The following is a 25222-nucleotide window of genomic DNA, read 5'->3' as shown; positions in this document are numbered from 1 at the left end:
GGAGACGGCTCTTGGCAGTGTACGCGGCGTCCTCCCCGCGGCCGGGATTCTGGGCCGCGCTCGACCCCGGGCAGCAGGCCGCGCTGCGGGGCGCCGCGCGGCCCCGGCAGTACCCGGTGAAGGCGCCGCTCGTGTACCAGGGCGACGAGTCCGACCATGTGATCATCATCGAGCGCGGCTGGGCGAAGGTCACCTCGGCCACCGCGGACGGCCACGACGTGGTCCTGGCCGTCCGCGGCCCCGGCGACCTGCTGGCCGAGAGCGCGGTGCTGGGCGGCCGGCCGCGCGCCGCGACCGTGACCGCGCTGTCGCCGGTCCGCGCACTGGTCGTGCCCGCCGCCCGCTTCACCGGGTTCCTGGACCAGCACCCGGACGTGTGGATGCTCGTCACCGGAACGTTCGTCCAGCGCATGGACGACTCCGACCGGCGGCTCACCGCGCATGTCGCGAGCCGCGGCCCGCAGCGCCTGGCGTCACTGCTGACGCACCTCGCGGAACTGTCGGCCCACCACGTCCCGCCCGCGCCGGACGGATCGATCGAGATCGGGCCGCCGCTGTCCCAGGAGGAGCTGGGCAGCTGGATGGACGCCTCCCGGGAGACCGTCGCGCGTGCACTCAACGGGTTGCGCCGCGCCGGCCTGATCCGCACCGGCTGGCGCCGGATCACCGTGGTGGACCTGCCCCGGCTCCGCGAGTTCGCCAAGGAGGCCGACTGACCGCTCCGGCCCCGGCGGCCCGCGCCGGCTCGTCGATCGCCGGGCGGTCATCGGGGGAGTCCACCGGGGCGCGTGCGGGGACGACGGCGAGGTCGGCCCGGAAGCGGCGGTTGAGGGCGGCGCGGACGCGGCCGGAGGCGGTCCGGCCGCGCGGGCTCGCGACGTCGTCGATGGGCGGCGGCACGTCCAGGTCCACGGCGGGCGCCGGACGCGGGTCGGTGATGGCGGCGATCGCCTCGTCCGGCAGGGGCCGCTCGACCTCGCTGAAGCCGCCGTCCGGCGACCGGCGGATGACGCCGGTCTCCAGACCGTGCCGGGCCAGGGCGAGGTCGCGGCGCTGCAGGCCGACGCAGATGCGGTAGGTGACGATGTAGGCCAGCACCGGCCCGAGGACGATCAGGAAGCGGAAGAACCAGGTCGTCCAGAACAGCGGGACGTGGAACCGGTCGGCGAGGACGTCGTTGCCGCCCGCGAGCCACAGCGTCCCGTAGAAGACCATGCCGCCGACGCCGATGCCCGTCCGGGCGGGGACGTCGCGGGGCCGGTCCAGCAGATGGTGGATCTGGTGGTCGCCGGTCACCCAGCGTTCCAGGAACGGGTAGAGGGCGAGGCCGGTGAACAGCAGTCCGGGGACCACCAGCGCCGGGACGGCCACGCTCAGCGTGACCGTGTGACCCCAGGCGGTGATCTCCCAGGCGGGCATGATCCGCAGCGCGCCCTCCAGCCAGCCCATGTACCAGTCGGGCTGCGAGCCGGAGCTGATCGCGCCCGGGTCGTACGGGCCGAACAGCCAGACCGGGTTGATCTGGAAGAAGGCCGCCAGCAGCGTCGTGACGCCCAGCACCCACAGGAACAGCGAGGTGGTCTTGGCGATGAACACCGGGAAGAACGGGTACCCGCGGACGGTGCTGTTCGAGCTGCCCTTGCCGGGGAACTGGGTGTGCGTCTGCCGCCAGGTCAGCACGATCGCGTGCAGCGGGATCAGCGCCGCGAGGACGCCCGGGATCAGCAGCACGTGGATGATGTACAGGCGCGGGATGACGTCGGTGCCCGGATACTCCCCGCCGAACAGGAACATCACCAGGTAGGTGCCGACCACCGGGATCGACGCGGTGACGCCCTCCACGATCCGCAGGCCGGTGCCCGACAGCAGGTCGTCCGGCAGCGAGTACCCGAACAGGCCGTTGAACATGACCAGGATGAACATGAGGATGCCGATCAGCCAGTTCAGCTCGCGGGGCTTGCGGAACGCGCCGCTGAAGAAGTTGCGCAGCAGGTGGACGAGGATCGCGCCCATGAAGATGAGCGTCGACCAGTGGTGGATCTGCCGGACGAGCAGCCCGCCCCGCACATCGAAGCTGATCTTGAGCGCGGAGGCGTACGCCTCGCTCATCTCCACGCCCCGCAGCTTCGCGTAGGAGCCCTGGTAGACGACCTCGTGCATGCTCGGCTTGAAGAACAGCGTCAGGTACACCCCGGTCAGCAGGATGATCACGAACGAGTACATCGCGATCTCGCCGACCAGGAAGCTCCACTGGTCCGGGAACGCCTTGCGCAGCGCCTTGCGGGCGAACCCGGTGGTGCCGAGCCGCTCGTCCAGCGCCTGTGCCGTGGCGCCCGTCAATCCCGCCATCGTCCGCATCCCTCCGTCGCGCCGCTCGCGCCTGTCGTGCTCTCAGGGATAAGACCGGCGAGAACGGAGGAGTGTGACATCGGGTGACGTGCACCGCGTCACACCGCGCGGATTCGCGGAGACGGTCAGCGGGCGGGGCGCGCCAGGTGGCTGCGGCGCTGGTAGCGCGGCCGCCAGCCGACCCGGTAGCACAGCCGGATCGGCGGCGGCAGCAGCCGCAGCACCGCGCGGCGGGTGGCCTCCGGGGCGCCGTCCAGCAGCCAGGGCAGGAACACGCCGAGCCCGCGGACGCCGAGCCCGCGCCGGAACTCCACGTCGAACGTGCCCCACTCGAACGGCGTGAGGGTCTCCTGGATCAGCGGCAGGACGGCCGACTCCTTGAAGTCCAGCAGCGCGTCCACGGCCGCGCGGAGATCCCGGGTGTACCGGGCGAACATGAAACGGTCACGGTGTTCCAGTGCCGCGTCCACGCCGTCGACCAGCGGGACGACCCGCACGGTCCGCAGCGCCAGGGAGTCGAGGACGGCGCCCACCCGTCCGGGGGCGTCGGCGTCCTTGGCGTACATCACCGTCCACAGGGTCTGTTTCTCCGCGGCGTCCTGGAGATGCCAGTGGAGGCTGAACAGTGCCCAGCCGTTGGCCACCGCGGGGCCGTCCGGTCCGGCCGCCGCCTCCAGCCGGGCCGTGTCGCGGCGGAACGCGTCGTACGCGGCGTACAGCATCGTCAGGTCGTACCGTCTGGCCACGCTCTCCATGCCGTCTCCCAAGCCTTCGCGCAGGTGCCACCACAGAGGTAGATGCGCCGGACACCCCGGAGTGTGACGCGATCCGGGCCCGACTTCTGTGACCTCCCCCACGAAGGATGATGTATGCGGCGGCAGGGGCGGGGGAGGGCGGCTCTGGACGCCCGCCTCAGACGCCCGCCTCCGCGGCGCGCGCGTTGAGGCGTTCCCGCTGCGGAACCACGGTGTACTTGGGGTCCCGCGCCGACTGCATCCCGGCCTGGAAGACGCCGAAACGCGTGCATGCCGAACCCGCCAGCAGCGCCGCCCCGCTGACCACGGCCGCCGCGCGGCTGCGTCCGCCGAGCAGGACGCCCCCGGCGGTGCCCGCGGCCGCCAGGACCTCGCCCGCGCGCATGAGCCGGCCGGCCCCGCCCCGCTTGTACGGTTCGGCGGCGAGCCCGGCCCGGCGCTCCAGCACCTTGGCCGCGGCCAGCTCCAGGGCGGAGCCGAACACGGCGGCGGTGCGCATCGGGCCGGTCTCGCGGACGGGTGCCACGACCATCGCCATCCCCGCCGCCGCGGCGGCGGCCGAGCCGACGAAGACGAACGGCAGTTCGCGGTGCGCCTCATGCCAGGCGGGCACCGCGGTGTCGGCGGCCAGGACGGCGGTGTAGGCGGCCACCGCGGGGCCGAGCACGGCGGCCCCGGCGGTCGCCGCCCCGCCCAGACGCGGGAAGCGTCCCGCCACGTCCAGGACGGCGGCGGCGCCCGCGGCCGGCCCGTACGCGGCCAGCAGCCAGGAGCCCACGCTCATCGGGGACGTCGGCTTCATGACCCGCAGCATGTTGAAGAACCGGCCGGGCCGTCCGAGGTCGTGGATCAGCATGGCCGCCGACCCGCCGATCGCGGCCAGCGAGGAGATCTTCAGCGCCCGCGCGGTGGCGGGACGCCCGGTGAGCTGCGCGCCCGCCGCCAGCACCGACCCGGCGCCGGCCAGCCCGCCGAGGAAGAAGTACCCGGCGATGTCGAGAGCCTTCCAGACCGGCGGGTTCAGGATGGGCTTGCCGTAGTAGGAGGTGAACTCGGCCTCGGGCACCATCGCCTTCTCGCCGCGTCCGCCGCGCCGCCTGCCGCGCCGTCCGCCGTCCCCGCGGCGCAGCCCCTTGCCGACCTGCGCCTCCCGGCCCGGCCGCGCGCCGCGCACGCCCTCCCCGCCCACGTCCGAACCGCTCATCGGGCACCTCCCCGGGGGCCGTGGACGGCGAAGACGGCGGCGAGGCCGCCGAGCAGCGTGGCGGCGGCGAGACCCGCGTGCTTCCACATGGCCGGCAGGTCGCGCGTGGTGACGACCGGATCCGGGGGCAGCCCGTACACCTCCGGCTCGTCCAGCAGCAGGAAGAACGCGCCGTCGCCGCCGACGCCGTCCTGCGGGTCGTGGCCGTAGAGGCGGGCGTCCGCGACGCCGATGTCGTGGAGCTGCTCGACGCGCAACGCGGCCCGCTCGCGCAGCTCCTCCAGCGGCCCGTACTGGATGGAGTCGGTGGGGCACGCCTTCGCGCACGCCGGTTCCTGGCCGGCCCCGAGCCGGTCGTAGCACATCGTGCACTTCCATGCGCGGCCGTCGCCCTTGCGCTGGTCGATGACCCCGTACGGGCAGGCCGGGATGCAGTAGCCGCACCCGTTGCAGATGTCCTCCTGGACGACGACCGTCCCGAACTCGGTGCGGAACAGCGAGCCGGTGGGGCACACGTCCAGGCAGGCGGCGTGCGTGCAGTGCTTGCACACGTCGGACGCCATCAGCCAGCGCAGATCGGTGCCGTCGCCGTGGCCGGCGCCCGTCTCGGCGTGCCCCATGGGCTTGTTCTGCTCGATGAACGCGACGTGCCGCCACGTGTCGGCGCTGAGGCCCTGCGTGTTGTCGTAGGACATGCCGGTGAACTCCAGGCCGTCCTCGGGAACGGCGTTCCACTCCTTGCAGGCCACCTCGCACGCCTTGCAGCCGATGCACACCGACGTGTCGGTGAAGAAGCCCATCCTCGGCGGATGGTCGGTGTAGCCGGAGCCGGAGCCGGCGGCGACGTCGGATTCGGCCCCCGCGAGCAGATTTCGTCCGATCAAGCTGCTCATCCCACAGGACCTCCCGTCGCGGCGCCGATCCTTTTCCGATTTCCCAGCGGGGCGTTTCCTACACGTGCCCTGCCCGGTCGACACTGATCGCGGCCCGTGCTCGACCGGCCGCCGCCCGATCGCCGGCCGCCCGGCCGTCGACCGCTCAGTCGCCGGCCGCTCAGTCGCCGGCCGCTCAGTCGCCGGCCGCTCAGTCGCCGGCCGCTCAGTCGCCGGCCGCTCAGTCCGCGGTCATCGCCTTCCACTGCCGGTCGGCGACGGGACGCCAGGTGTCGTGGCGCTCGTGGAAGAGCGTGAACGCCTGTGAGCCGCACCAGCCGTCCGGGAGCAGCTCCGCCGGGAGGCCCGGGTCGAGGAACGGGAACCGGCGCCATTCCTGGACGAGCCTCGTGTGCGCGGCGAACGTCCCCGGGTCGTCGCCGGGACGCAGCGTGCGGACGGCGTCCAGGAAGTCCTCGTAGGCGAGTTCGATCTCGTCCAGGTCCCACGCCTGCCGGGCCACGCGCCGCGCCTCGGCCAGGTCGCCGAGCCGCCCGGTGAACAGCGTGGAGGTGTCCGCGACACCGATCTCGCCGAGGACCCCGCGCACCTCCGGCTCGCGCTCGGGACGCGGGCTCACCCACACGCCGGGGGAGAGGTTGCCGAGCCCGTTCCACGCGAGCCGCGTCCGCAGCAGGTGGCGGAGCCTGCGGTTGGTCTCCGGGACGGTCGCGAGGACGAGCAGCCACCGCCCGTCCCATTCGCCGACCGGGCAGCCGAAGCCGTAGATCCGCTCGGTGCCGTCGGTGAGCAGCCGCTCGCCGGACGCGGTGAGCCGCCAGGCGGTGCGGCGGCCGTGCCGTTCCCCGGCGAGCCAGCCCTCGGCGGCGCTGCGCGCGAGTGCCTGCCGGACCGCCTTCTCCTCCACGCCGAGCAGCCCGAGCGCGCGCAGGAACGTCGCCGTCCAGACCGGTTCGCCGGCGGGCAGGACGAACTCGCCCAGCAGGGTCAGCAGCAGCGAGCGGGCGCTCGCCGCGCCGAGCTCGCGCCGGCGCCGAAACTGGGGCCTGGGGTGCGCCGCGTCCTCGCCGTTTCGGGCCATGTGTTCTCCTCCTGAGCCCTTCTGGGGCGCGGCCGTCCGTGGAACGCTGTCCAGTATTGCGCGACTCTCACCCGCTCGGCCATCATTCGACAAGTCCATTGACTAACGTTTCATATATGTAGAGCATTAGTGTCACGGTTCCCGGAGACTGGAGATCCCGATGACCGCTGAAACGGCGGCCGCACCGGCTGTGCCCGCCACGTTCAACGCTTCCGAATACCTGCTCCGGGCGGCGTCCGAGGACGAGACCGCCGGACGGACGGCCCTCACCGGTCCCGGCGGCGATCTCGGCTACGGCGAGCTGGCCGAACTGGCCGGGCATGTCGCCGCCGGGCTGGAGGGCTGGGGCCTGCGCGGCGAGGAGCGGGTGGTCCTGTTCATGGCGGACGGCCCGTTCATGGCCGCCGCGATCCTGGGCGCGATGCGGCTCGGCGCCGTGCCGGTGCCGGTGTCGACGATGCTGACCGGGGCCGAGCTGGCCGCGCTGCTCAACGACGCGCGGGCCAGAGTGCTGCTGGTCAGCGACCGGTTCGCGGCGGCGGCGGAGGCGGCGCTCGCGCACGCGCCGGGCGTCCGGCAGGTGGCGGTGGAGGGGGACGGCGGCCTGCAGGCGCCGCCCGGCGTGCGGGTGAGCCCCTTCGCGGACCTGATCGCCGCGGGGCGGGCCCGGGGCGGCGAACCCCGCGAGCCCTACCTGACCTCGGACGACTCCAGCGCGCTGTGGCTCTACACGTCCGGCACGACGGGCAGGCCGAAGGGCGCGATGCACCGGCACGCCGGCATCCGGCACGTGGTGGAGACCTATGGCCGCCAGGTCCTCGGCATCACCCCCGAGGACCGCTGCTACTCGGTCGCCAAGCTGTTCTTCGCCTACGGGATCGGAAACTCGCTGTTCTTCCCGCTCGCCGCCGGCGCGACCGCGATCCTGGATCCGGACCGGCCGACGCCCGCGTCCGTCGCGGCACGGCTGATCGAGTACCGTCCGACGCTGTTCTTCGCGGTGCCCACCTTCTACGCCGCGCTCCTGAACGCGGACGTGCCGGTGGAGGCGTTCGCGTCCGTCCGGCTGGCGGTGTCGGCGGGCGAGCCGCTGCCCGCCGAGCTGTGCCGCCGCTTCACCGCGAGGTACGGCGTGGAGGTCCTCGACGGGATCGGCTCGACGGAGTGCCTGCACATCTTCCTGTCGAACCGGCCGGGGCGGGTCCGTCCCGGCACGACCGGCACCGCCGTGCCCGGCTACGAGCTGCGGATCGTGGACGCCGAGGGCGCCGAGGTCGCGCCGGGCACGCCGGGCACGCTGATGGTGAAGGGCGAGTCGATCGCGACCGGCTACTGGTGCCGCACGGACACCACCCGGAAGGTGTTCCAGGGGGAGTGGCTGCGCACCGGCGACACCTATGTGGTGGACGACGACGGCTACTACACCTGCCTCGGCCGGACGGGCGACATGCTCAAGGCCGGCGGGATCTGGGTGTCGCCGTCCGAGGTGGAGGGACGGCTGCTGGAGCACCCGGCGGTGTCGATGGCCGCGGTCGTCGGGCTGCCGGACGCCGACGGCCTGGACAGGCCCGTCGCGGCCGTCGTCCTCAAGGAGGGGACGGCCGCCGAGCCGGGGGAGCTGATCGACTTCTGCCGGGCCGGGCTCGCGTCCTACAAGCGTCCCCGCGAGGTGCTGATCGTGGACGGGCTCCCGACGACGCCGACCGGCAAGCTGCGCCGCTTCGCCGTCCGGGAACTGGCCGCGACCTTGCTGAACATGCCCTGAGCGGGCGCCGGGCCATGGCCGCCCGGGACGGCCCGGCCGGTTGATGTACTACAAATCCTTGACGCATAAAACAATATCTGTAGAGCATGGTGGAGACGGCACCGGGGGGAAGGACAGCTCATGACCACACCGCACGTGGAGTTCCGTGTGGACCCGTCCCGCTACCGGCACTGGAGCCTGGACGTCGAGGAACCCGTCGCCACCCTCACGATGGCGGTGGACGAGCGGGGCGGCCTGGTCCCCGGCTACGAGCTCAAGCTCAACTCCTACGACCTCGGCGTGGACATCGAGCTGTACGACGCCGTCCAGCGGCTCCGGTTCGAGCACCCCGGGGTACGGACGGTCGTGATCACCAGCGGCAGGGAGAAGGTCTTCTGCGCGGGCGCCAACATCCGGATGCTGGCCGCGTCCCCGCACCCGTGGAAGGTCAACTTCTGCAAGTTCACCAACGAAACCCGCAACGGCATCGAGGACGCGACGGCCAACTCCGGCCAGACCTACCTGGCGGCGGTCAACGGCACCGCGTCCGGCGGCGGATACGAGCTGGCGCTCGCCTGCGAGCACATCATGCTCGTGGACGACCGGTCCTCGGCGGTGTCGCTGCCGGAGGTGGCGCTGCTCGGCGTCCTGCCCGGCACCGGCGGACTGACCCGCGTGTCGGACAAGCGGCGCGTCCGCCGCGACCGCGCCGACTACTTCTGCACCAAGGTCGAGGGGCTGGGCGGCAAGAAGGCCGTCGCGTGGCGGCTGGTCGACGAGGCGGTGCCCCGCACGGCCTGGGACGCGACGGTCGCGGAGCGCGCCAGGGAACTGGCGGCCCGCTCGTCCCGGCCGCAGGGCGCCGAGGGCATCGCGCTGACGCCGCTCACCAAGGAGCGCACCGGCACGTCCATCACCTACCGGCACGTGTCGGCGAAGCTGGACCGTGCCGCCGGCGTCGTCGAGATCACCGTCGCCGGACCGGACGCCGAGCCCGGCGACGTCCACGGGCAGGGCGCGGACTTCTGGACGCTCGCCATGGCCCGTGAGCTGGACGACCTGATCCTCGACCTGCGCACCAACGAACTCGGGCTCGGCACGTGGACGTTCCGGACGACCGGGTCGGCCGGGCACGTCCTCGCCCATGACCGGCTGCTGCTCGACAACGCCGGGGACTGGCTCGCCAACGAGATCGTCCACTACCTCAAGCGGACGCTGAAGCGCCTGGACGTCACCAGCCGCAGCCTCATCGCGCTGATCGAGCCGGGTGGCTGCTTCGCCGGCTCGCTCCTGGAGATCGTGCTCGCCGCCGACCGCGCCTACCAGCTCGACGGCGTCTTCGAGGACATCGACCCCGGCGCCGACCCCGCCGCGATCACCGTGGACGCGATGAACCTCGGCCCGCTCCCGATGAGCAACGGCCTCACCCGTCTGGAGACCCGCTTCCTCGGCGACGACGAGGCGCTCGCCGCCGTCCGCGACGCGGCCGGCAAGCCGCTCGAAGCCGCCGACGCCGAGCGCCTCGGCCTGGTCACCTTCGCGCCCGACGACATCGACTGGGACGAGGAGATCCGCATCGCGCTGGAGGAGCGGGCCGGCTTCAGCCCCGACGCGCTCACCGGGCTGGAGGCCAACTGCCGCTTCCCCGGCCCGGAGACCCTGGAGACCAAGATCTTCGGCCGGCTCAGCGCCTGGCAGAACTGGATCTTCACCCGCCCGAACGCGTCCGGCCCCGACGGCGCGCTGCGCCGCTACGGCACCGGGCGGCGCGCCGACTTCGACCGAAAGCGAGCCTGACCCATGGCGATCACCGCCGACTACACCGAGAAGATCCCGAACAACGTCGACCTGCGCGAGGACCGGCGCCTCCAGCGCGCCCTGGAGTCGTGGCAGCCGAACTTCCTGTCCTGGTGGGAGTCGATGGGCCCGTCCCTGCCCACGCAGGACGTCTACCTGCGGACCGCCGTGAACGTCGGCCGCGAGGGCTGGGCGCATTTCGGGCACGTCGCCATGAAGGACTACCGGTGGGGCATCTTCCTCGCCGAACGCGACGGCGACCGGCGCATCGGGTTCGGCGCGCACAAGGGCGAGCCCGCCTGGCAGAAGGTTCCCGGCGAGTACCGCGCCGACCTGCAACGCCTCATCGTCATCCAGGGCGACACCGAGCCCGCGTCCGTCGAGCAGCAGCGCAACCTCGGTGCCACCGCGCCCAGCCTCTACGACCTGCGCAACCTGTTCCAGGTGAACGTCGAGGAGGGCCGTCACCTGTGGGCGATGGTCTACCTCCTGCACGCCTACTTCGGACGTGAGGGCCGCGAGGAGGCCGAGGAACTGCTCCACCGCAACTCCGGCAGCGAGGAGTCGCCCCGCATCCTCGGCGCGTTCAACGAGGAGACGCCCGACTGGCTGTCCTTCTACATGTTCACCTACTTCACCGACCGGGACGGCAAGTACCAGCTCGGCACGCTGAAGGAGTCCGGGTTCGACCCGCTGTCACGGACGTGCGAGTTCATGCTCAAGGAAGAGGCCCACCACATGATGGTCGGCACCACGGGCGTCGACCGGGTGGTGGAGCGGACCGTCCAGCTCATGAAGGAGCACGACACCGACGACGTCACCCCGCACGGCGCGATTTCGCTCGACGTCATCCAGAAGTACCTGAACTTCCACTACTCGGTGTCGCTCGACCTGTTCGGCTCCGAGACGTCCGGCAACGTCGCGAACTACTACACGGCCGGCCTCAAGGGACGCTGGATGGAGGGCCGCCGCCGGGACGACCACCGTCTCACCGACGACTCGATCATGGTGGACGCCCTGGTCGACGGCGCCATCGGGCGGACCGAGGTCGCCGCGCTCACCGGCCTGAACACCGACCTGCGCCGCGAGTACGTCTCCGACTGCCAGAGCGGCGTCAACCGGTGGAACCGCATCCTGTCCGAGGCGGGCCTGCCGCAGCGCCTCTCCCTGCCGAGCATCGCCTTCAACCGGAAGGTCGGCGCGTTCGCCGGCATCGAGACCACCCCGGACGGCGAGATCCTGAGCGCCGCCGAATGGGAGGGGCGCAAGGGCGCCTGGCTGCCGACGGAGGTCGACAAGACCCACGTCCGGTCGCTGATGCGGCCGGTCCACCAGCGCGGCAAGATCGCCGGCTGGATCGCGCCGCCGCGCAGCGGCGTCAACGGCAAGCCGTTCGACTACGAGTACGTCCGGCTCTAGACCCGGCTCGCCGCCGGGTCAGCGGGCGAGGTGGCGGGAGATGACCAGGCGCTGGATCTGGTTGGTGCCCTCGAAGATCTGCATCACCTTCGCTTCGCGCATGAAGCGCTCCACCGGGAAGTCGCGGGTGTAGCCGGCGCCGCCGAGGACCTGGACGGCGTCGGTGGTGACCTTCATGGCGTTGTCGGTGGCGACCAGCTTGGCGATGGACGCCTCGCGGCCGTAGGGGCGGCCCGCGTCCTTCAGCCGGGCGGCGGACAGGTAGGTGGCACGGGCCGACTCGACGGCGGCGGCCATGTCGGCGAGGACGAAGGCGAGGCCCTGATGGTCGATGATCGCCTTGCCGAACGCCTCACGCTCCTTGGCGTACGCGACGGCCGTGTCAAGGGCGCCCTGGGCGAGGCCGGTGGCGACGGCGGCGATGCCGAGGCGGCCGGCGTCCAGGCCCGCGAGGGCGATGGAGAGACCCTGGCCCTCGCGGCCGATCAGGTTGGCCGCGGGGATGCGCGCCTCCACCAGGCGGACGGTCGCGGTGGTGGAGCCCATCAGGCCCATCTTGTCCTCGGGCTCGTCGAACTCCAGGCCGGGGGTGTCGGCGGGGACAAGGAAGCAGGAGACGCCGCGGGCGCCGTCGTCGGAGGTGCGGGCCATGACGGTGTAGAAGTCGGCCTTGCCGCCGTGAGTCGTCCACGCCTTGGCGCCGTTGAGGACGTAGGAGTCGCCGTCCCGGACGGCCTTGGCGCGCATCGCGGCGGGGTCGGAGCCGGCGTGCGCCTCGGACAGGCAGTACGCGCCGAGCCGCTCGCCGGAGAGCATGTCGGGCAGCCACCGCGCGCGCTGCTCGTCGGTGCCGTAGGCGAACAGGGGGAAGCAGGACAGCGCGTGCACGCTGACGCCGACGCCGACGCTCGCCCACGCCGCCCCGATCTCCTCCAGGACCTGCAGGTAGATCTCGTAGGGCTGGGCGCCGCCGCCGAACTCCTCCGGGTACGGCAGCGTCAGCAGGCCCGCCCGGCCCAGGGTCGTGAACACCTCGCGCGGGAACGTCCCGGTGCGCTCGGCGTCGGCGACGCGCGGCGCCAGTTCCTTGGCCGCGATCTCGCGGGTGAGCGCGATCAGGTCTGCGGACTCGGGGGTCGGCAGGTGCCGGGTGGCGGGCATGGCGGGCTCCTTTCGGTACGCCGACAGTACCAAAACCAGTACTGACGAACCCATTTTGGTACTGTTCCCGGCATGACCTCGCCGGACGAACGCGGGACGCGGGCGGCGCGGCGGCGCGAGGCGCTGATCGGGCGGCTCATGGAGGTGTTCCTCGACCGCGGGTTCGCCGAGCTGAGCGTCGCCGACCTCGCCGCCCTGCTGCGCTGCTCGAAGAGCACCCTGTACACGGTGGCGCCGAGCCGGGAGCAGATCATCGCGGCGGTGGTCCGCGCGTTCTTCCGCCGGGCGACCGAGCGGGTGGAGGCCGTCCTCGACGCGCAGGCGGACCCGCGCGAACGCGTCGGCGCCTACCTGCACGCGATCTCGGCGGAACTCGCCCCCGCGACCCCCGCCTTCTTCGCCGACCTGGACGCCTTCGCCCCCGCCCGCGAGATCTACAAGCGCAACACCGCGTTCGCGGTGCGCCGCGTGCGGGGGCTCGTCCGGGAGGCGGCGCCCGGCACGGACGCCGCGTTCGTCGGCGCCGTCGCCGGGCAGGTGATGGAGTCCATCCACCGCGGCGAGATCAAGGCGCAGACCGGCCTGGACGACTCCGCCGCCTACGCCGCGCTGGCGTCCCTCATCGTCGCCCGCATGACCGCCGGCTAACGCTGCGCCAGCTGGAGCGCGTGCTCGACCAGGGCGACCAGCACGCCCCGTGCCACCTCGCGGCTCCGCACGTCGCACATCAGCACCGGGACGTCCGAGTCGAGGTCGAGCGCGTCGCGGATCTCATCCGCGCTGTAGCGGCGGGCGCCCTCGAACTGGTTCGCGGCGATGACGAACGGGATCCCCCGCTCCTCGAAGAAGTCGATGGACGCGAAGCTCGTGCTGAGCCGGCGGGTGTCGACCAGCACGATCGCGCCGACCGCGCCGTAGGCGATCTGGTCCCACATGAACCAGAACCGCTCCTGGCCCGGCGTCCCGAACAGGTACAGCCGGACACCGCCGGAGAACGTCAGGCGGCCGAAGTCCATCGCGACGGTCGTGGTGGTCTTGCTCTCGATGCCGCCGAGGTCGTCCACCCCCACCGAGGCGTCGGTGAGGGTCTCCTCGGTGCGCAGCGGGCGGACCTCGCTCACCGCGCCGACCAGCGTCGTCTTGCCGACGCCGAAGCCACCGGCCACCAGCACCTTGAGCGTGTGCAGGGGGACGTCGTCGTCTTGCCGTTGAGACACCGAGGACTCAGAGGCGGCGAAGTTCATCGAGCACTCTCATCAGGATGCGGGGGTCGGGACGTTCGGACGGTTCCGCCGCCTGCGGGACCTCTTCGATCAGGCCGTACTGGTGCAGGTCCTCCAGCAGGATCTGCACGACCCGGAACGGAAGGTCGGTCTCCGAGGCCAGGTCGGCGGGCGTCGACGGCCGCCGGCACAGTTCCAGCAGCCGCCGCTGCTCGCGGGACAGCCACACCCGGTCGCCCGGGGTGCGGCCGGTCGCGACGAGGATCGTGACCAGGTCGACGACGAGACCGCGGGGGCGGGTGCGCCCGCGGGTGACCGCGTACGGGCGCACGACCGGGCCGGCCTCCCGCCCGATCCAGCGTTCTCTCGGATTCTCCACGGTCGCCTCAGCCCGGGGCACCCGGCCGCAGGGACGCGTCCTCGGACTCGGCGGCGCGCGGCGAGGTCGACAGCGCCCGCCGCACCCGCTTGATCAGCATGGTGGTCTCGTAGGCGACGAGCCCGGCGTTGCCGCCGGCGTCGCTGAGCACCGCCAGGCAGCTTCCGTTGCCGGCCGGCATGACGAAGAACAGCTTGTCGTCCAGTTCCACCACGGTCTGCCGCACCTGCCTGGCGGAGAAGTGCTCGCGGGCGCCGTTGGCCAGGCTGTGGAAGCCCGACGACAGCGCAGCGAGGAACTCGGCGTCCCTGCGGGTGACGTCACCCGAGGCGCCCATGACCAGCCCGTCCCTGGACAACAGAACGGCTTGGCGGACCTCGCCTACCCGCTGCACCAGATCATCGAGCAGCCAGTCGAGCTCGCCGGTGGCATGCCCCTGCCGCGTCATGCGTCTCCCCATTCATCACGTGGATCGAGATCACCCGGTTCGTCGTCTTCGACCCTGCCGCGCAACCATCCCGACTGTAGCGAGGCCATCAGGTTCCGGCTGAGTTCTGGACTAGGCTCCTCGAAGTCGTCTTCGTCGTCGGTGTCCGGCTCAGCATGCCTGGTCACCGAGTGCTTACGCAGCTCGGGAGCGAGGTTACGCTGCCGGACCCGGCGCGGAAGCCGGCCGGTGGCCTCGCTGTCCTCCATCGCCGGTTCCGGATCCTCCTTTTGCGGCCGGGTCTGGCCATTGGTGGGCTCGGGCTGGTCGAAGGCGACCGGCGGATTGAAGGATACGGGCGGTGCCGGAGTGTCCGGCGGGGGAGCCGGCCGCGCGTGCTTGGCGGGGCCGGGCAGCGCGGGACGGATCGGGCGGCCGAGCCGGGCCGCGCCCGCGCCGGGCGCCCCCGACGTGACCGCCTGCGGCGCCCCTTCGGTGTGCGCCTGCCACTGGTCGTCCACGACCACCAGGGCATGCGGGATGAGGACGACCGCGGTCGTGCCCCCGTACGCCGACGGCTGGAGCGAGACCTTGATGTCGTGCCGGGCCGCGAGCCGCGCGACGACGAACAGGCCGAGCCGCTCGGTGTCGACGAGGTCGAACTCGACGGCGTTGTCGAGGCGCTGGTTCAGCGACTCCAGTTCGTCGGGATGCAGGCCGATGCCGCGGTCCACGACCTCCACCGCGAGCCCGTTGGCGACGGTCTCGACCTTGACGGTGACCTCGGTGGTCGGCGGGGAGTAGGCGGTGGCGTTCTCGATCAGCTCGGCGAGCAGGTGGATGACGTCGGCGACCACCTCCCCGGTGACCGCGGTCGACGACACGCCGGCCACCTCGATCCGGGTGTAGTCCTCGACCTCGGCGATCGCGGCGCGCACCACGTCCTCGGCGGCGACCGGGTGGTCCCAGGCGCGGACGGTCGGCGAGCCGGACAGGATGACCAGGCCCTCGGCGTGCCGCCGCATGCGGGTGGTCAGGTGGTCGAGGCGGAACAGGTCGTCCAGCTCCTCGGGGCTGGAGGCGCGCCGCTCCATCTGGTCCAGCAGCCGCAGCTGCCGGTGCAGCAGCGACTGGCTGCGCCACGACAGGTTGACGAAGACGCGGTTGATGCTCGCGCGCAGGTCCGCCTCGTCGATCGCGGTGCTGATCGCCTGCCGCTGGACGGTCTCGAACGCCTCGCTGACCAGGGCGACCTCGCGGGTCCTGCCGGCCTCGGGACGGGGCGTCTCGGCATCCAGGTCCACCCGCTCGCCGCGCCGCAGCCGCGTGACGACGCGGGGCAGCCGCTCGTTCGCCAGCTCCTGCGCCGACCGCTGGAGGTTCCGCAGCTCGTCGGCGTGCCGGCGGGCGAACAGCAGGGACAGCGCGATGGAGACGATGACGGCCAGCAGCCCGACGCCGCCCGCCAGGTAGACCCGCATCATGATCCGGTGGCCGGCGGGCTCGACCTGCTCGCGCTGGAGTTGCTCGCCGGCCTTGTAGGTGGTGTCGAGCCACAGCTGCCCGGCCGCCTTGGTGGCGGCCTGCCACCGCTGCGGGGCGGGTGCCCGGCCGCGCCGGATGGTGGCGTTCTCCAGTTCGACGAACTCGCCGTAGATGGGGGAGTTCACCAGGCCGCCCATGGTCTGCGCGATGTTGCCGCTGAGCCCGATCCGGCCGAGGTCGAGCAGCTCGGTGCGGGCGCCCGCCCACTCGGCGAACGCGGCGCGGGCGCCGGGCGTCAGCCGGCCGCGGCGCAGGCCGGCCAGCAGCAGGTCCTCGCGCAGCATGAAGTCGCGCGCCCAGTACATGTACAGCAGGCCGTTGGTCTGCTGGTAGACGTCGAGGTCGTCGATGTCCACCAGCGTGCTGAGCAGCCGGACCGTCTCGTCGAACGCGTCGCTGTAGGCGTTGATGGCCTCCAGCACCGTGACGTTCTGCGTGGTGACCTGCGACCGCATGCTGGCCAGCAGGTCGAACTGGTTGGCGACGTTCCGGGTGCGCTGCACCGCGTCCTCGTCCATGTGCTTCGTGGCCTCGGGGGAGAGCGCCGACTTGCGGAAGGCGGCCACCTCGCGGCTGGTCCTGCCGACCGCCTCCTCGAACTTCTGCACGCTGGCGGAGGACGGCGATATCAGCGCGGCGATCCCCGCCGCGCGTTCCTCCTGCACCGCCTGCATGGCGCGATTGGCCGGTTGGCTGACCCGGTCGTGGTTGTCGGCGTACTGCATCCGCCGGAGCGCGTCGTTCACCGCCGGGACGGCCGAGAACGCCCACAGGACCACGAGCGATGCCAGTGGAATCGTCAGCAGCAGCACGATCCGCCGCCCGATCGGACGTGTACGCGGACGCCCGTGGGATCTATGCACCTGTTCGGGACTGGACAAGGCCCCACTCCTGATCGTCGCCGGCCACCTTCAAGGGTCACGAAGCATACTCACGCCGATTTGTCCGAAGCCAGGGGTCTCACCTGCTAGAACTACGCTCGGGTACGGATGGCGCCCGCCCCGGGGGGCTCCCGCGGGCGCCGCGGGCCCGCCTTTGCCTCTCCGTCGTTTCCGCAGGTCACCACAGGTGCGCGGGCGGCCATTGCGGTGCTGGACGGGGAGCCGGCGTTACCGCCGGCCCGTCATGATCGCCACCTGTGGTGCAGGTATCCGGGACGGACGGTAATCGCGGAAAAGTTGACGATCTTGGGGATGGGGGTGCGATAGGAGGCCAATATTGGCCGTTTTGATGCTAAGTCGTGTCTTGTTGCGGGAATTGACGCGTGTCAGGCTTCCGGTTACTTCGTCCCCCACAAACGGAGACCGAGTCATGCGCAGAGCCGCGCTAGCAACCCTGACCGGGCTGTCACTCGCCGCCGCCCCCCTGGCCGCGGTCCCCGCCCAGGCCGCCGCACCGGCGCACGCCAAGCTGGCCGGCCTGGTCACGCTGAAGAACGTCCGCCACCACCAGCTGAACCTGCAGAAGATCGCGGACGCCAACGGCGGCAACCGGGCCGCCGGGCTCCCCGGCAACAAGATCACCATCAAGTACCTCGCGGACCAGCTCAAGCGGGCCGGCTACAGCCCCACGATCCAGACCTTCTCGTTCGACTTCTGGCAGGAGAAGTCCGCGCCGGTCTTCGCCGAGACGGCGCCCGAGCAGAAGACGTTCGCGCCGGACACCGACTTCGCGACGCTCCAGTACTCCGGCTCCGGCGACGTCACCGCGGCCGCGACGCCCGTCGACCCGGGCGCCACCGGGACCGGCAGCGGATGCGAGGCCGGCGACTTCGCCGGCTTCCCGAAGGGCCACATCGCGCTGATCCAGCGCGGCGGCTGCTTCTTCTCCCTCAAGGCCGGCAACGCCATCGCCGCCGGCGCGTCCGCCGTGGTCATCTACCAGCTCCCCGGCCAGACCGGCCCGGTCTCGGGCACGCTGACCAAGCCGTACGACATCCCGGTGATCGGGCCGACGAACGCGATCGGCAAGGCCCTGGTCGAGCAGGCGCAGAACGGCGGCGTGACGCTGCGGGTGAAGACCGACACGCTCAACCAGAAGCGCGAGGCGGCCAACGTCATCGCCGACACCGGACGCGGCCGGGCCGACAACGTCGTGGTCGTCGGCGCCCACAACGACAGTGTCGCCGCGGGCCCCGGCATCAACGACGACGGCTCGGGCACCGCGACGCTGCTGGAGATGGCGAAGCAGATCCACAAGCTCGGCTCCAAGGTCCGCAACAAGGTGCGGTTCGCGTTCTGGGGCGCCGAGGAGGAGGGACTGCTCGGCTCGCAGTACTACGTGGACAACCTCCCGCAGGCCGAGCGCGACAAGGTCGCGCTGATGCTCGACTTCGACATGCTCGCCTCCCCGAACTACGTCCGGTTCGTCTATGACGGCGACAACAGCGCGGGACAGAACAACGTCGCGGCGCCCGCCGGATCCGGCGCGATCGAGAAGGCGTTCAACGACTACTTCGCGAACCGGAAGCTGGCCACCGACCCGACGCCCTTCAACGGGCGGTCGGACTACGACGCCTTCATCAGTGTGGGGATCCCCGCCGGCGGCGTGTTCACCGGCGCCGAGGGCGTCAAGACCCCCGAGCAGGCGAAGGTGTACGGCGGCACCGCCGGGACGGCGTACGACCCGTGCTACCACCAGGCGTGCGACCGCTACGACAACGTGGACCTCACGGGCTTCGACCAGATGATCGACGCCACGGCCGCGGTCACCGAACTGTTCGCGCACAGCACGCTGACCGTCAACGGCAACGAGCTGGCCAGGCGGCAGACGCAGCCCGGGAAGAGCATGACGCCGGCCGGGATCGGCGGCTACGCCACCCGGTGAGTCCGTTCCGTGAGGGACGCGCCCGGCCCCGGGCGCGTCCCTCACCCCGTTCCACGAGCGTGCGGCGAGCCGCCCGTCCGGGCCGGCACCGGCTCCGCGGTCACGTGCTCCCCCTGGTGGGTAGGGCTTCGGCGGGGAGGTACTCATGGAGATCGAAATGGTCGTCGAGATCCCCGGAGGATCGCGCAACAAGTACGAGATGGACCACCGGCTCGGCCGCATCCGGCTCGACCGGATGCTGTTCACCTCGACCCGCTACCCGCACGACTACGGCTACATCCCGGACACCTGCGCGGAGGACGGCGACCCGCTGGACGTGATGGTGCTGCTGGAGGAGCCCACGTTCCCCGGCTGCCAGATCACCGTCCGCAGCGTCGGCGTGTTCTGGATGCTCGACGAGAAGGGCCCGGACGCGAAGATCCTCACCGTCCCGTCGCGGGACGTCCGCTACGCGGGGATCAACGACCTGCCCGACGTGCAGGCGCACGTCCTCGACGAGATCTCGCACTTCTTCGACATCTACAAGAGCCTCGAACCGGGCAAGTCCGCCGACGTGCGCGGCTGGCAGAACCGTGAGGTCGCCGACCGGACGATCACCGAGGCCGTCGAACGGGCCCGGACCACGGCGAGCCCGACCGCCTGACCGGCGGCGCCCGCGGCGGCACGTGACGGACCTCACCCGCCGCGCCCGAGATCCGCCGTGTAGCGTTCAAGATCCTCCAGGGCGGACGCGTCCTGATCTCCATGGGGGGAGAGCGCATGAGCACCGTCGGCGGTGGGAACGTGGAGGACGGCATCCGCGCGGACCGGCCGGTGTCGGCGCGGGTCTGGAACTACTGGCTCGGCGGCAAGGACCACTACGAGGCGGACCGGATCGCGGGCGAGAAGGTCGCGCGGGAGGTGCCCGGCATCGTCGCCGCCGCGCGCACCGACCGGCTGTTCCTCGGCCGGTGCGTGCGCCACCTGGCGGGCGGGGAGGGCGTCCGGCAGTTCCTCGACATCGGCACCGGGCTGCCGACCGCCGACAACACGCACGAGATCGCGCAGCGCGTCGCGCCGGAGTCGCGCGTCGTCTATGTCGACAACGATCCGCTGGTGCTCGTCCACGCGCGTGCGCTGCTCACCAGTTCCCCGGAGGGCGTGACCAGCTACATCGACGCCGATGCCCGCGATCCCGAGCGCATTCTCGACGAGGCCGCCAGGACACTCGACTTCGGCGAGCCCGTCGCGCTGATGATGCTCGCCCTGCTGCATCTCGTCACCGACGACGACGAGGTGCGCAGCATTCTGGACCGGCTCGTCGGCGCGCTCGCCCCGGGCAGTTTCGTGGCGTTGTCGCACGCCTGCCTGGACGTGGACGTGACGCGCACCGCCGTCAGCACGTGGAATGAAAGCGGCACCCCGCATCCGCTCAAGGCCCGGACCACCGCGCAGATCGAGGCGCTGTTCGACGGACTGGAATTGCTCAAGCCGGGAGTCGTGTCGTGTTCGCAGTGGCGTCCCGACCCCAATCCGTGGGGCGAGCCGCTGGAGACCATGACCTTTTGTGGAGTGGCGAGAAAACTACCCGCGTGAGGATATTCGTTAGAGGATCGGGTGCGCATTGACCGACACCGTTCTTCCGGAGGAAATCCTTGGCGCATATCGAACTGGACGACGATGTTCCCGGATTGCCGTCACTGCTCCGGTTCCGGCCGGAGACGGCGGGCCCGCTGAGCGCGCTCGCGGAGGCCCTGCTGCGCGGCCCGAGCCCGCTGGAACGCGGTGAGCGGGAGCTGATCGCCGCCTATGTGTCCGAGCTGAACGGCTGCCGCTTCTGCGCCTCCTCCCACGGCGCGTGCGCCGCCGCGCAACTGCCCGGCGGCATGACGCTCGTCCGGCAGGTGCACGCCGATCCCGCCGCCGCGCCGGTGTCCGCCAAGCTCAGGTCCCTTCTGCGCATCGCCGCCGCCGTGCAGCACGGCGGCCACGAGGTCGGCGGCGAGCACATCGCCGCCGCGCGCGACACCGGCGCCACGGACGTGGAGATCCACGACGCCGTCCTCATCGCCGCCGCGTTCTGCATGTACAACCGGTACGTGGACGGCCTCGGCACCAGCGCCCCGGAGAATCCGGCCGCGTACGCGCGGATGGCCGAGCGGCTCGTCGCCCACGGCTACGGCGCCGCCGCCGGCCCCCGCTGAAACCCGCCGGACCGGACGGGCGGCGGCGGGGGCCGGCGGCGGGGAGCTACGGACGCCGGGCGGGCCGGCGGAAGATCGTGATGGAGTGGCCGACCTCGCCGATCCGCTCGCTGGAGGCGATCAGCGGCACCAGCCGCCGATCGTTTCTGGCGATCCAGCTGTCGGAGACCACGAGCAGCCCGCGCACCCGGTCCGGGGGCACCTCGCGCGGGTCGGACGCGTGGATGCCGTAGTAGGACGGGACGCCGCCGCCCTTGACGACGAGCCACACCTTCTCGCCGGGGTAGCGGTCGCGGAGCCGGTCGGCGAGCCGCGCCAGGTCCTGGCCCCAGTCCACGTTGGAGTCGTGCAGCCGCAGATGCGTCCTGGACGGGCCTCCGAACGCCTCGTTGGAGTACGGCAGGTAGTACGGGTAGGTCCGGACCGAGCTGACCGCGACGAACAGCAGCAGCGCGCCCGTGGCGATCTTCGCCCACCGCCACCGGACGAGCAGCACCCCGCCGGCCGCCACCGCCAGGAACATCGGGACGAAGATGGCGTACCGGACGCCGAGGTCGCGGGAGCCGGTCATCGCCGCCGCGAACAGCACGGCCGCGGGGAGGAGGACGTACGGCGCGGCGGCCCGCGGCCGGGGCAGCGCCACCATCGCGACGATGCCCGCCGCCCACAGGGCCAGCATCCCGAGCGGCGTCTTCACCAGCAGCGCGGCCGGCAGGTAGTACCAGAGGTGGCCGCGGTAGGACTCCCCGAACAGGAAGCCGCCCCACCGCATGTGCTCGAAGCGGAACTGGATGAGCATCCCGTCCCGGAAGGGCCGCGGGAACGGCATCAGGTCGGCGGCGAGCCCGTGCAGCCCCTTCGCCGCCGGGACGCCGGCGGGGGCCGTCCAGCGCAGCCGCGGGTCCACCGCCAGGTAGGCCGCCCACACGACCGCGCCGGCCGTGACGGCGACACCGGCCGCCGCCAGCACCCCGGCCGCGACGGTGCGCCGGTCCCGGCGGAACGACCGCGCCGCCCAGACCGACAGCGCCGCCAGGGCCGCCAGTACCGGCACGGCGGGCAGCGCGCTCATCTTGCTCGCCAGGGCGGCGCCGAGCGCCAGGCCGGCGAGCGGCAGGTGGCGCCGGGGCCGCTCCCGCGCCCGCCACAGCAGCCACACCGAGGTCAGCAGGAATCCGGCCGTCGGCACGTCCAGCGTGGCCAGCGACCCGTGCGCGATGACGTCCGGGGAGAACGCGTAGAGGGTGAGGGCGGCCAGCCCGCCGCGGTTCCCGGCGAGGTCGCGGGCGAACGCGAACACCACCAGCCCGAACAGCAGCGTCAGGACGATGACGGGCAGCCGCGCGGCCAGCATGATCCGCTGCGCGTCGTTGTGCGACCCGTACAGGAAACGCTGCCCCGCCCTCTGGTCGGACCCGGTGAACCCGGCGTCCAGGTGCGGGCGGGTCAGCGCCGCCCCCGCCCCGATGAGCAGCTTGCTGAACGGCGGATGCTCCGGGTTGTGGCGCAGGTCGTGTTCGCGCAGGTAGACCACGCCCGTGACGACGTAGACGGGTTCGTCGGTGGTGGGGGACTGCCGCACGGCCGTGGAGACCATCGCGAACGCCATCTCGCCGAGCAGCGCCACCACGATGACCACGACCAGTGCCCGCCGGTGCCGGCGCAGCCTCCCGAACCGGTCGCCCGGCGCCTCGCCGGGAGTCGCGGTCGACGGTTCGGTACCGATCATGGTCCACCTCCGGAAACGCGGTCAGCCTCCGAAAGCCGTGAAGAAACGGTCCCGGAAGGCGCTCATCGGCCACACCGGAGTGTTCTTGCCGGGACGCAGGCCGTCCTGCCACCCCCAGGCGGAAATTTTGTCGAGAACGGCCCTGTCCTTGGCGATGATCGTTATCGGCACGTCCCGGCTCGCCCCCGGCCCGGTGATGAGCGGTGCCGGCTGGTGGTCGCCGAGGAAGACCAGCACCGTCCGGTCATCGCCGTACCTCTCCACGTACGAGACGAGCGTGCTCAGCGTGTACTCGATCGACTTGCGGTACTCCGTGCGGATCTGCCCGCCCGCAGGCCAGGGCGCGTCGTAGCCCTTGCCCATCCCGTCGAAGACCGAGCCGTCCCCCACCTCGTCCCACGGGACCGGCCTGGGGATGGACGCCCACGGCGCGTGGCTCGACACCAGCGCCGTCTCCGCCATCACCGGGGGACGGTCCTTCTTCGCCAGCTCGGTGCGCTGGAGCGTCGACAGCGTGTACTGGTCCGGCATCGTCGCGAAGCTGAACCGGGGCCCGCGATACCCGAGGTTCCGGTTGTCGTACACCTTGTCGTAGCCGTAGAATCTCGCCTCCGGCCACGCCCGCGTGATCGCCGGCATCAGCGCCACCGTCCGCGCGTCCGCCCCGCGGAACGCCCGGTTCAGCGTCAGCCGGGCGCTGTTCACGAGCGTCCGGTACCGCTGCTGGTTGTCGACCCACAATCCGGACAGCAGGGTGGCGTGCGCGAGCCAGCTGCCGCCGCCCGCCGTGGACGAGGTGAGCCAGCCGCTGCGCGCGGAGAACCCGGCCTCGCGCAGCCGCTCCGACCCCCGGTCCAGGACGGCGCCGACCTGCGGCGCGTACTGGGGGCTCTCCACCGCCGACCGTCCGTAGCTCTCCACGAACGCGAGGACGACGTCCTTGCCGTGCAGCCCGGCCAGCAGCTTGTCGCCGGGCGTGTCGCGGAACTTGTCGACGGCGGCGGCCTTGGCGAACTCCTCCCGGTCGTTCAGGCTCGCCCGCACCTGCCGCGCGTGGTCGTAGGCGAGCCCCGCCGCGCTCCGCGACGCGACGGGCACGCCATCGACGAGCTGCGCGCCGAGTACCGCGCACACGACCCAGATCGTCCCGAGCACCCCCGCGGCGCGGGCCGCCGCCCCCCGGTGCCCGGCGACCACCCGGCTCAGCCGCAGCGCCGACAGCGCCGTCAGCGCGACGACACCGGCGGCCAGCACGATCGTGAGGACCACGGCGATGATCGCCGCGGCCCGTCCCGCCGACTCGTCCACGAACTCCACGGCCGGGCGCAGCAGCGGCCAGTCGAGCACCAGGTCGAACGGCCGGACCAGCACGGCGTCGAACCCGATGTCCAGCACCTTCAACACGAGCAGGACGCCCAGGACGGCCCCCGCCGTCCCCGCCGCGTACCGCCGCCCCCTCGCCGGCAGCACGAGGATCAGGGCGACGCCCAGCACGCCCTCGATCGGGATGCGCACGAACGCCCCCGGCGTCAGCAGCGCGAACTCGTCCGGCGTGATCAGCGCGCCCAGCACGAACAGGAACGCCGCGGCGCTCACCGCCCGCGCCGCGACCCGCCGGCGCCGCCCGCCGCCCGGCGCATTCTCATCTGTGACCCGCTCCGCGCGGCTTTCGGTGGTCAGTTCGTCCTCCAGGCTCGGTCCCCGCCGCGAACGCGACACCCACAGCACGTCCGTCCGGCGCCCGCCGGTTCAAGCCTGCCCGGTCCCGCGGTCTCAGCGGCGCCGGGCGGCGACCGGGCCCGCGTCCCGCCGCCGGAATGTCGAGGACGCGGGGGCGGCTCCGATCTCCTGGTGAGAGGCGCCGGAGGGGCGCCCGGAAGGAGGCACCGGCATGAGCAAGGTCACCTGTGACATCTCGATCTCCGCGGACGGATACGGGGCAGGGCCCGGCCAGCGGCTGGAAGCGCCGCTCGGGGAGGGCGGCGACCGGCTGCACCGATGGGTGTTCGAGCAGCCCGAGGCCAACGCCGAGGCCATCGAGAAGATCACCTCGGCCGGCGCGTACATCATGGGACGCAACATGTTCGGCCCCGGTCGCGGCGCCTGGGATCTGGACTGGAACGGCTGGTGGGGGGAGGAGCCGCCCTATCACGCGCCGGTGTTCGTGCTGACCCATCACCCCCGCGAGACGGTGGTGATGAAGGGCGGGACGACGTTCACGTTCGTCACCGGCGGCATCGAGCGGGCCCTGGCGCAGGCGCGGAAGGCCGCGGGGGACGAGGACGTCGCGATCGCCGGCGGCGTGCGGACCGTGAACCAGTACCTCGCGGCGGGCCTGATCGACGAGTTGCGGCTGCACGTCGCTCCGGTCGTCCTCGGGGCGGGCGAGCGGCTGTTCGAGGGCACCGGGGATCTCCGCCTGAAACCGGCCGAGGTCTCCCGTACCGATCTGGTCATGCACCTGACCTACCGGATCGTCCGGTGAGGACCTAAGTCCTCACCGGTCG

Annotated in this window: 22 protein-coding genes; 10 read left to right on the top strand and 12 right to left on the bottom strand. The window is 72.1% G+C overall.

The window, feature by feature from the left end; translation table 11 throughout:
- The first annotated feature begins 17 nt into the window (after positions 1–17).
- Positions 18–716, top strand: a complete 699-nt coding sequence (locus ACQP1N_RS20955) for a Crp/Fnr family transcriptional regulator (RefSeq protein ID WP_242608772.1) — start codon at positions 18–20, stop codon at positions 714–716.
- Here ACQP1N_RS20955 and qcrB read toward each other — a convergent pair.
- From qcrB to ACQP1N_RS20930, 5 genes are all read right to left on the bottom strand, one after another.
- Positions 664–2349, bottom strand: coding sequence for a cytochrome bc1 complex cytochrome b subunit (gene qcrB / locus ACQP1N_RS20950; protein ID WP_067793977.1), 1686 nt, complete (start codon positions 2347–2349; stop codon positions 664–666). The genes ACQP1N_RS20955 and qcrB overlap by 53 nt on opposite strands.
- A gap of 125 nt (positions 2350–2474) precedes the next feature.
- Positions 2475–3104 carry a hypothetical protein gene (locus ACQP1N_RS20945; RefSeq protein ID WP_067793978.1) on the bottom strand — a complete coding sequence of 210 codons (630 nt, stop codon included), beginning with the start codon at positions 3102–3104 and terminating at the stop codon, positions 2475–2477.
- 157 nt (positions 3105–3261) lie between these two features.
- Complete coding sequence (gene nrfD / locus ACQP1N_RS20940) at positions 3262–4308, bottom strand: NrfD/PsrC family molybdoenzyme membrane anchor subunit (protein WP_067793979.1); 1047 nt, start codon at positions 4306–4308, stop codon at positions 3262–3264.
- On the bottom strand, positions 4305–5108 hold the full coding sequence (locus ACQP1N_RS20935) for a 4Fe-4S dicluster domain-containing protein (RefSeq protein ID WP_242608771.1): 804 nt from the start codon (positions 5106–5108) through the stop codon (positions 4305–4307). Before ACQP1N_RS20935 ends, nrfD begins: the two co-directional genes overlap by 4 nt.
- Before the next feature lie 313 nt (positions 5109–5421).
- Positions 5422–6282 carry a PaaX family transcriptional regulator gene (locus tag ACQP1N_RS20930; RefSeq protein WP_067793981.1) on the bottom strand — a complete coding sequence of 287 codons (861 nt, stop codon included), beginning with the start codon at positions 6280–6282 and terminating at the stop codon, positions 5422–5424.
- 160 nt (positions 6283–6442) lie between these two features.
- Here ACQP1N_RS20930 and ACQP1N_RS20925 point away from each other — a divergent pair, with 160 nt between their 5' ends.
- From ACQP1N_RS20925 to boxB, 3 genes are all read left to right on the top strand, one after another.
- Positions 6443–8047, top strand: coding sequence for a benzoate-CoA ligase family protein (locus ACQP1N_RS20925; protein ID WP_433226109.1), 1605 nt, complete (start codon positions 6443–6445; stop codon positions 8045–8047).
- Positions 8048–8167: 120 nt separating this feature from the next.
- Positions 8168–9823 carry a 2,3-epoxybenzoyl-CoA dihydrolase gene (gene boxC, locus ACQP1N_RS20920; RefSeq protein WP_067793983.1) on the top strand — a complete coding sequence of 552 codons (1656 nt, stop codon included), beginning with the start codon at positions 8168–8170 and terminating at the stop codon, positions 9821–9823.
- Positions 9824–9826: 3 nt separating this feature from the next.
- Complete coding sequence (gene boxB / locus ACQP1N_RS20915; protein ID WP_067793984.1) at positions 9827–11242, top strand: benzoyl-CoA 2,3-epoxidase subunit BoxB; 1416 nt, start codon at positions 9827–9829, stop codon at positions 11240–11242.
- A gap of 18 nt (positions 11243–11260) precedes the next feature.
- On the opposite strand, the gene ACQP1N_RS20910 is transcribed toward boxB, so the two are convergent.
- Positions 11261–12403 (bottom strand): acyl-CoA dehydrogenase family protein, encoded by a 1143-nt coding sequence (locus ACQP1N_RS20910; RefSeq protein ID WP_433226106.1) that lies wholly within the window; start codon positions 12401–12403, stop codon positions 11261–11263.
- 72 nt (positions 12404–12475) lie between these two features.
- Here ACQP1N_RS20910 and ACQP1N_RS20905 point away from each other — a divergent pair, with 72 nt between their 5' ends.
- Positions 12476–13051: a TetR/AcrR family transcriptional regulator gene (locus ACQP1N_RS20905; RefSeq protein ID WP_433226104.1), complete on the top strand. Its 576-nt coding sequence runs from the start codon at positions 12476–12478 to the stop codon at positions 13049–13051.
- Here the strand turns inward: ACQP1N_RS20905 and ACQP1N_RS20900 are convergent.
- The 4 genes from ACQP1N_RS20900 to ACQP1N_RS20885 are packed head-to-tail and all read right to left on the bottom strand — an operon-like array spanning position 13048 to position 16789.
- Complete coding sequence (locus ACQP1N_RS20900) at positions 13048–13647, bottom strand: GTP-binding protein (RefSeq protein WP_067793987.1); 600 nt, start codon at positions 13645–13647, stop codon at positions 13048–13050. The genes ACQP1N_RS20905 and ACQP1N_RS20900 overlap by 4 nt on opposite strands.
- Positions 13628–14005: a DUF742 domain-containing protein gene (locus ACQP1N_RS20895; protein WP_067794025.1), complete on the bottom strand. Its 378-nt coding sequence runs from the start codon at positions 14003–14005 to the stop codon at positions 13628–13630. Before ACQP1N_RS20895 ends, ACQP1N_RS20900 begins: the two co-directional genes overlap by 20 nt.
- Before the next feature lie 7 nt (positions 14006–14012).
- Positions 14013–14453: a roadblock/LC7 domain-containing protein gene (locus tag ACQP1N_RS20890; protein WP_067793988.1), complete on the bottom strand. Its 441-nt coding sequence runs from the start codon at positions 14451–14453 to the stop codon at positions 14013–14015.
- Positions 14450–16789 (bottom strand): sensor histidine kinase, encoded by a 2340-nt coding sequence (locus ACQP1N_RS20885; protein WP_433226101.1) that lies wholly within the window; start codon positions 16787–16789, stop codon positions 14450–14452. Before ACQP1N_RS20885 ends, ACQP1N_RS20890 begins: the two co-directional genes overlap by 4 nt.
- A 499-nt stretch (positions 16790–17288) precedes the next feature.
- Between ACQP1N_RS20885 and ACQP1N_RS20880 the strand changes: the two genes are divergently transcribed.
- The 4 genes from ACQP1N_RS20880 (at position 17289) to ACQP1N_RS20865 (ending at position 20986) form a co-directional block, all read left to right on the top strand.
- Positions 17289–18803, top strand: a complete 1515-nt coding sequence (locus ACQP1N_RS20880) for a M20/M25/M40 family metallo-hydrolase (protein ID WP_433226099.1) — start codon at positions 17289–17291, stop codon at positions 18801–18803.
- Between the two features lie 145 nt (positions 18804–18948).
- Positions 18949–19446, top strand: a complete 498-nt coding sequence (locus tag ACQP1N_RS20875) for an inorganic diphosphatase (RefSeq protein ID WP_067793990.1) — start codon at positions 18949–18951, stop codon at positions 19444–19446.
- A 116-nt stretch (positions 19447–19562) separates the two neighbouring features.
- A complete protein-coding gene (locus ACQP1N_RS20870; RefSeq protein ID WP_067793991.1) occupies positions 19563–20378 on the top strand; it encodes an SAM-dependent methyltransferase in 816 nt (271 codons plus the stop codon).
- A gap of 59 nt (positions 20379–20437) precedes the next feature.
- Complete coding sequence (locus tag ACQP1N_RS20865) at positions 20438–20986, top strand: carboxymuconolactone decarboxylase family protein (RefSeq protein ID WP_433226096.1); 549 nt, start codon at positions 20438–20440, stop codon at positions 20984–20986.
- Positions 20987–21032: 46 nt separating this feature from the next.
- Here ACQP1N_RS20865 and ACQP1N_RS20860 read toward each other — a convergent pair whose 3' ends face one another.
- Positions 21033–22715: an ArnT family glycosyltransferase gene (locus tag ACQP1N_RS20860; RefSeq protein ID WP_084262491.1), complete on the bottom strand. Its 1683-nt coding sequence runs from the start codon at positions 22713–22715 to the stop codon at positions 21033–21035.
- Positions 22716–22736: 21 nt separating this feature from the next.
- Positions 22737–24434 carry a sulfatase gene (locus tag ACQP1N_RS20855; protein ID WP_433226094.1) on the bottom strand — a complete coding sequence of 566 codons (1698 nt, stop codon included), beginning with the start codon at positions 24432–24434 and terminating at the stop codon, positions 22737–22739.
- 172 nt (positions 24435–24606) lie between these two features.
- On the opposite strand from ACQP1N_RS20855, the gene ACQP1N_RS20850 reads away from it, so the two are divergent.
- Positions 24607–25200: a dihydrofolate reductase family protein gene (locus ACQP1N_RS20850; protein WP_433226092.1), complete on the top strand. Its 594-nt coding sequence runs from the start codon at positions 24607–24609 to the stop codon at positions 25198–25200.
- The last annotated feature ends 22 nt before the right edge of the window (positions 25201–25222 follow it).

This window comes from Actinomadura formosensis (assembly GCF_050948385.1).
GTDB lineage: Bacteria > Actinomycetota > Actinomycetes > Streptosporangiales > Streptosporangiaceae > Spirillospora > Spirillospora formosensis.
The sequence above is the reverse complement of the archived record's forward strand: the minus strand, read 5'-3'. Positions and strand labels throughout refer to the sequence as shown.

Bases quoted from the DNA above. Each gene is read 5' to 3' on its own strand.
- nrfD (WP_067793979.1), bottom strand. From the start codon at position 4,308: ATGAGCGGTTCGGACGTGGGCGGGGAGGGCGTGCGCGGCGCGCGGCCG.
- boxB (WP_067793984.1), top strand. From the start codon at position 9,827: ATGGCGATCACCGCCGACTACACCGAGAAGATCCCGAACAACGTCGAC.
- ACQP1N_RS20905 (WP_433226104.1), top strand. From the start codon at position 12,476: ATGACCTCGCCGGACGAACGCGGGACGCGGGCGGCGCGGCGGCGCGAG.
- ACQP1N_RS20875 (WP_067793990.1), top strand. From the start codon at position 18,949: ATGGAGATCGAAATGGTCGTCGAGATCCCCGGAGGATCGCGCAACAAG.
- ACQP1N_RS20860 (WP_084262491.1), bottom strand. From the start codon at position 22,715: ATGATCGGTACCGAACCGTCGACCGCGACTCCCGGCGAGGCGCCGGGC.
- qcrB (WP_067793977.1), bottom strand. From the start codon at position 2,349: ATGGCGGGATTGACGGGCGCCACGGCACAGGCGCTGGACGAGCGGCTC.
- boxC (WP_067793983.1), top strand. From the start codon at position 8,168: ATGACCACACCGCACGTGGAGTTCCGTGTGGACCCGTCCCGCTACCGG.
- ACQP1N_RS20945 (WP_067793978.1), bottom strand. From the start codon at position 3,104: ATGGAGAGCGTGGCCAGACGGTACGACCTGACGATGCTGTACGCCGCG.
- ACQP1N_RS20910 (WP_433226106.1), bottom strand. From the start codon at position 12,403: ATGCCCGCCACCCGGCACCTGCCGACCCCCGAGTCCGCAGACCTGATC.
- ACQP1N_RS20935 (WP_242608771.1), bottom strand. From the start codon at position 5,108: ATGGGCTTCTTCACCGACACGTCGGTGTGCATCGGCTGCAAGGCGTGC.
- ACQP1N_RS20870 (WP_067793991.1), top strand. From the start codon at position 19,563: ATGAGCACCGTCGGCGGTGGGAACGTGGAGGACGGCATCCGCGCGGAC.
- ACQP1N_RS20900 (WP_067793987.1), bottom strand. From the start codon at position 13,647: ATGAACTTCGCCGCCTCTGAGTCCTCGGTGTCTCAACGGCAAGACGAC.
- ACQP1N_RS20925 (WP_433226109.1), top strand. From the start codon at position 6,443: ATGACCGCTGAAACGGCGGCCGCACCGGCTGTGCCCGCCACGTTCAAC.
- ACQP1N_RS20880 (WP_433226099.1), top strand. From the start codon at position 17,289: ATGCGCAGAGCCGCGCTAGCAACCCTGACCGGGCTGTCACTCGCCGCC.
- ACQP1N_RS20930 (WP_067793981.1), bottom strand. From the start codon at position 6,282: ATGGCCCGAAACGGCGAGGACGCGGCGCACCCCAGGCCCCAGTTTCGG.
- ACQP1N_RS20890 (WP_067793988.1), bottom strand. From the start codon at position 14,453: ATGACGCGGCAGGGGCATGCCACCGGCGAGCTCGACTGGCTGCTCGAT.
- ACQP1N_RS20850 (WP_433226092.1), top strand. From the start codon at position 24,607: ATGAGCAAGGTCACCTGTGACATCTCGATCTCCGCGGACGGATACGGG.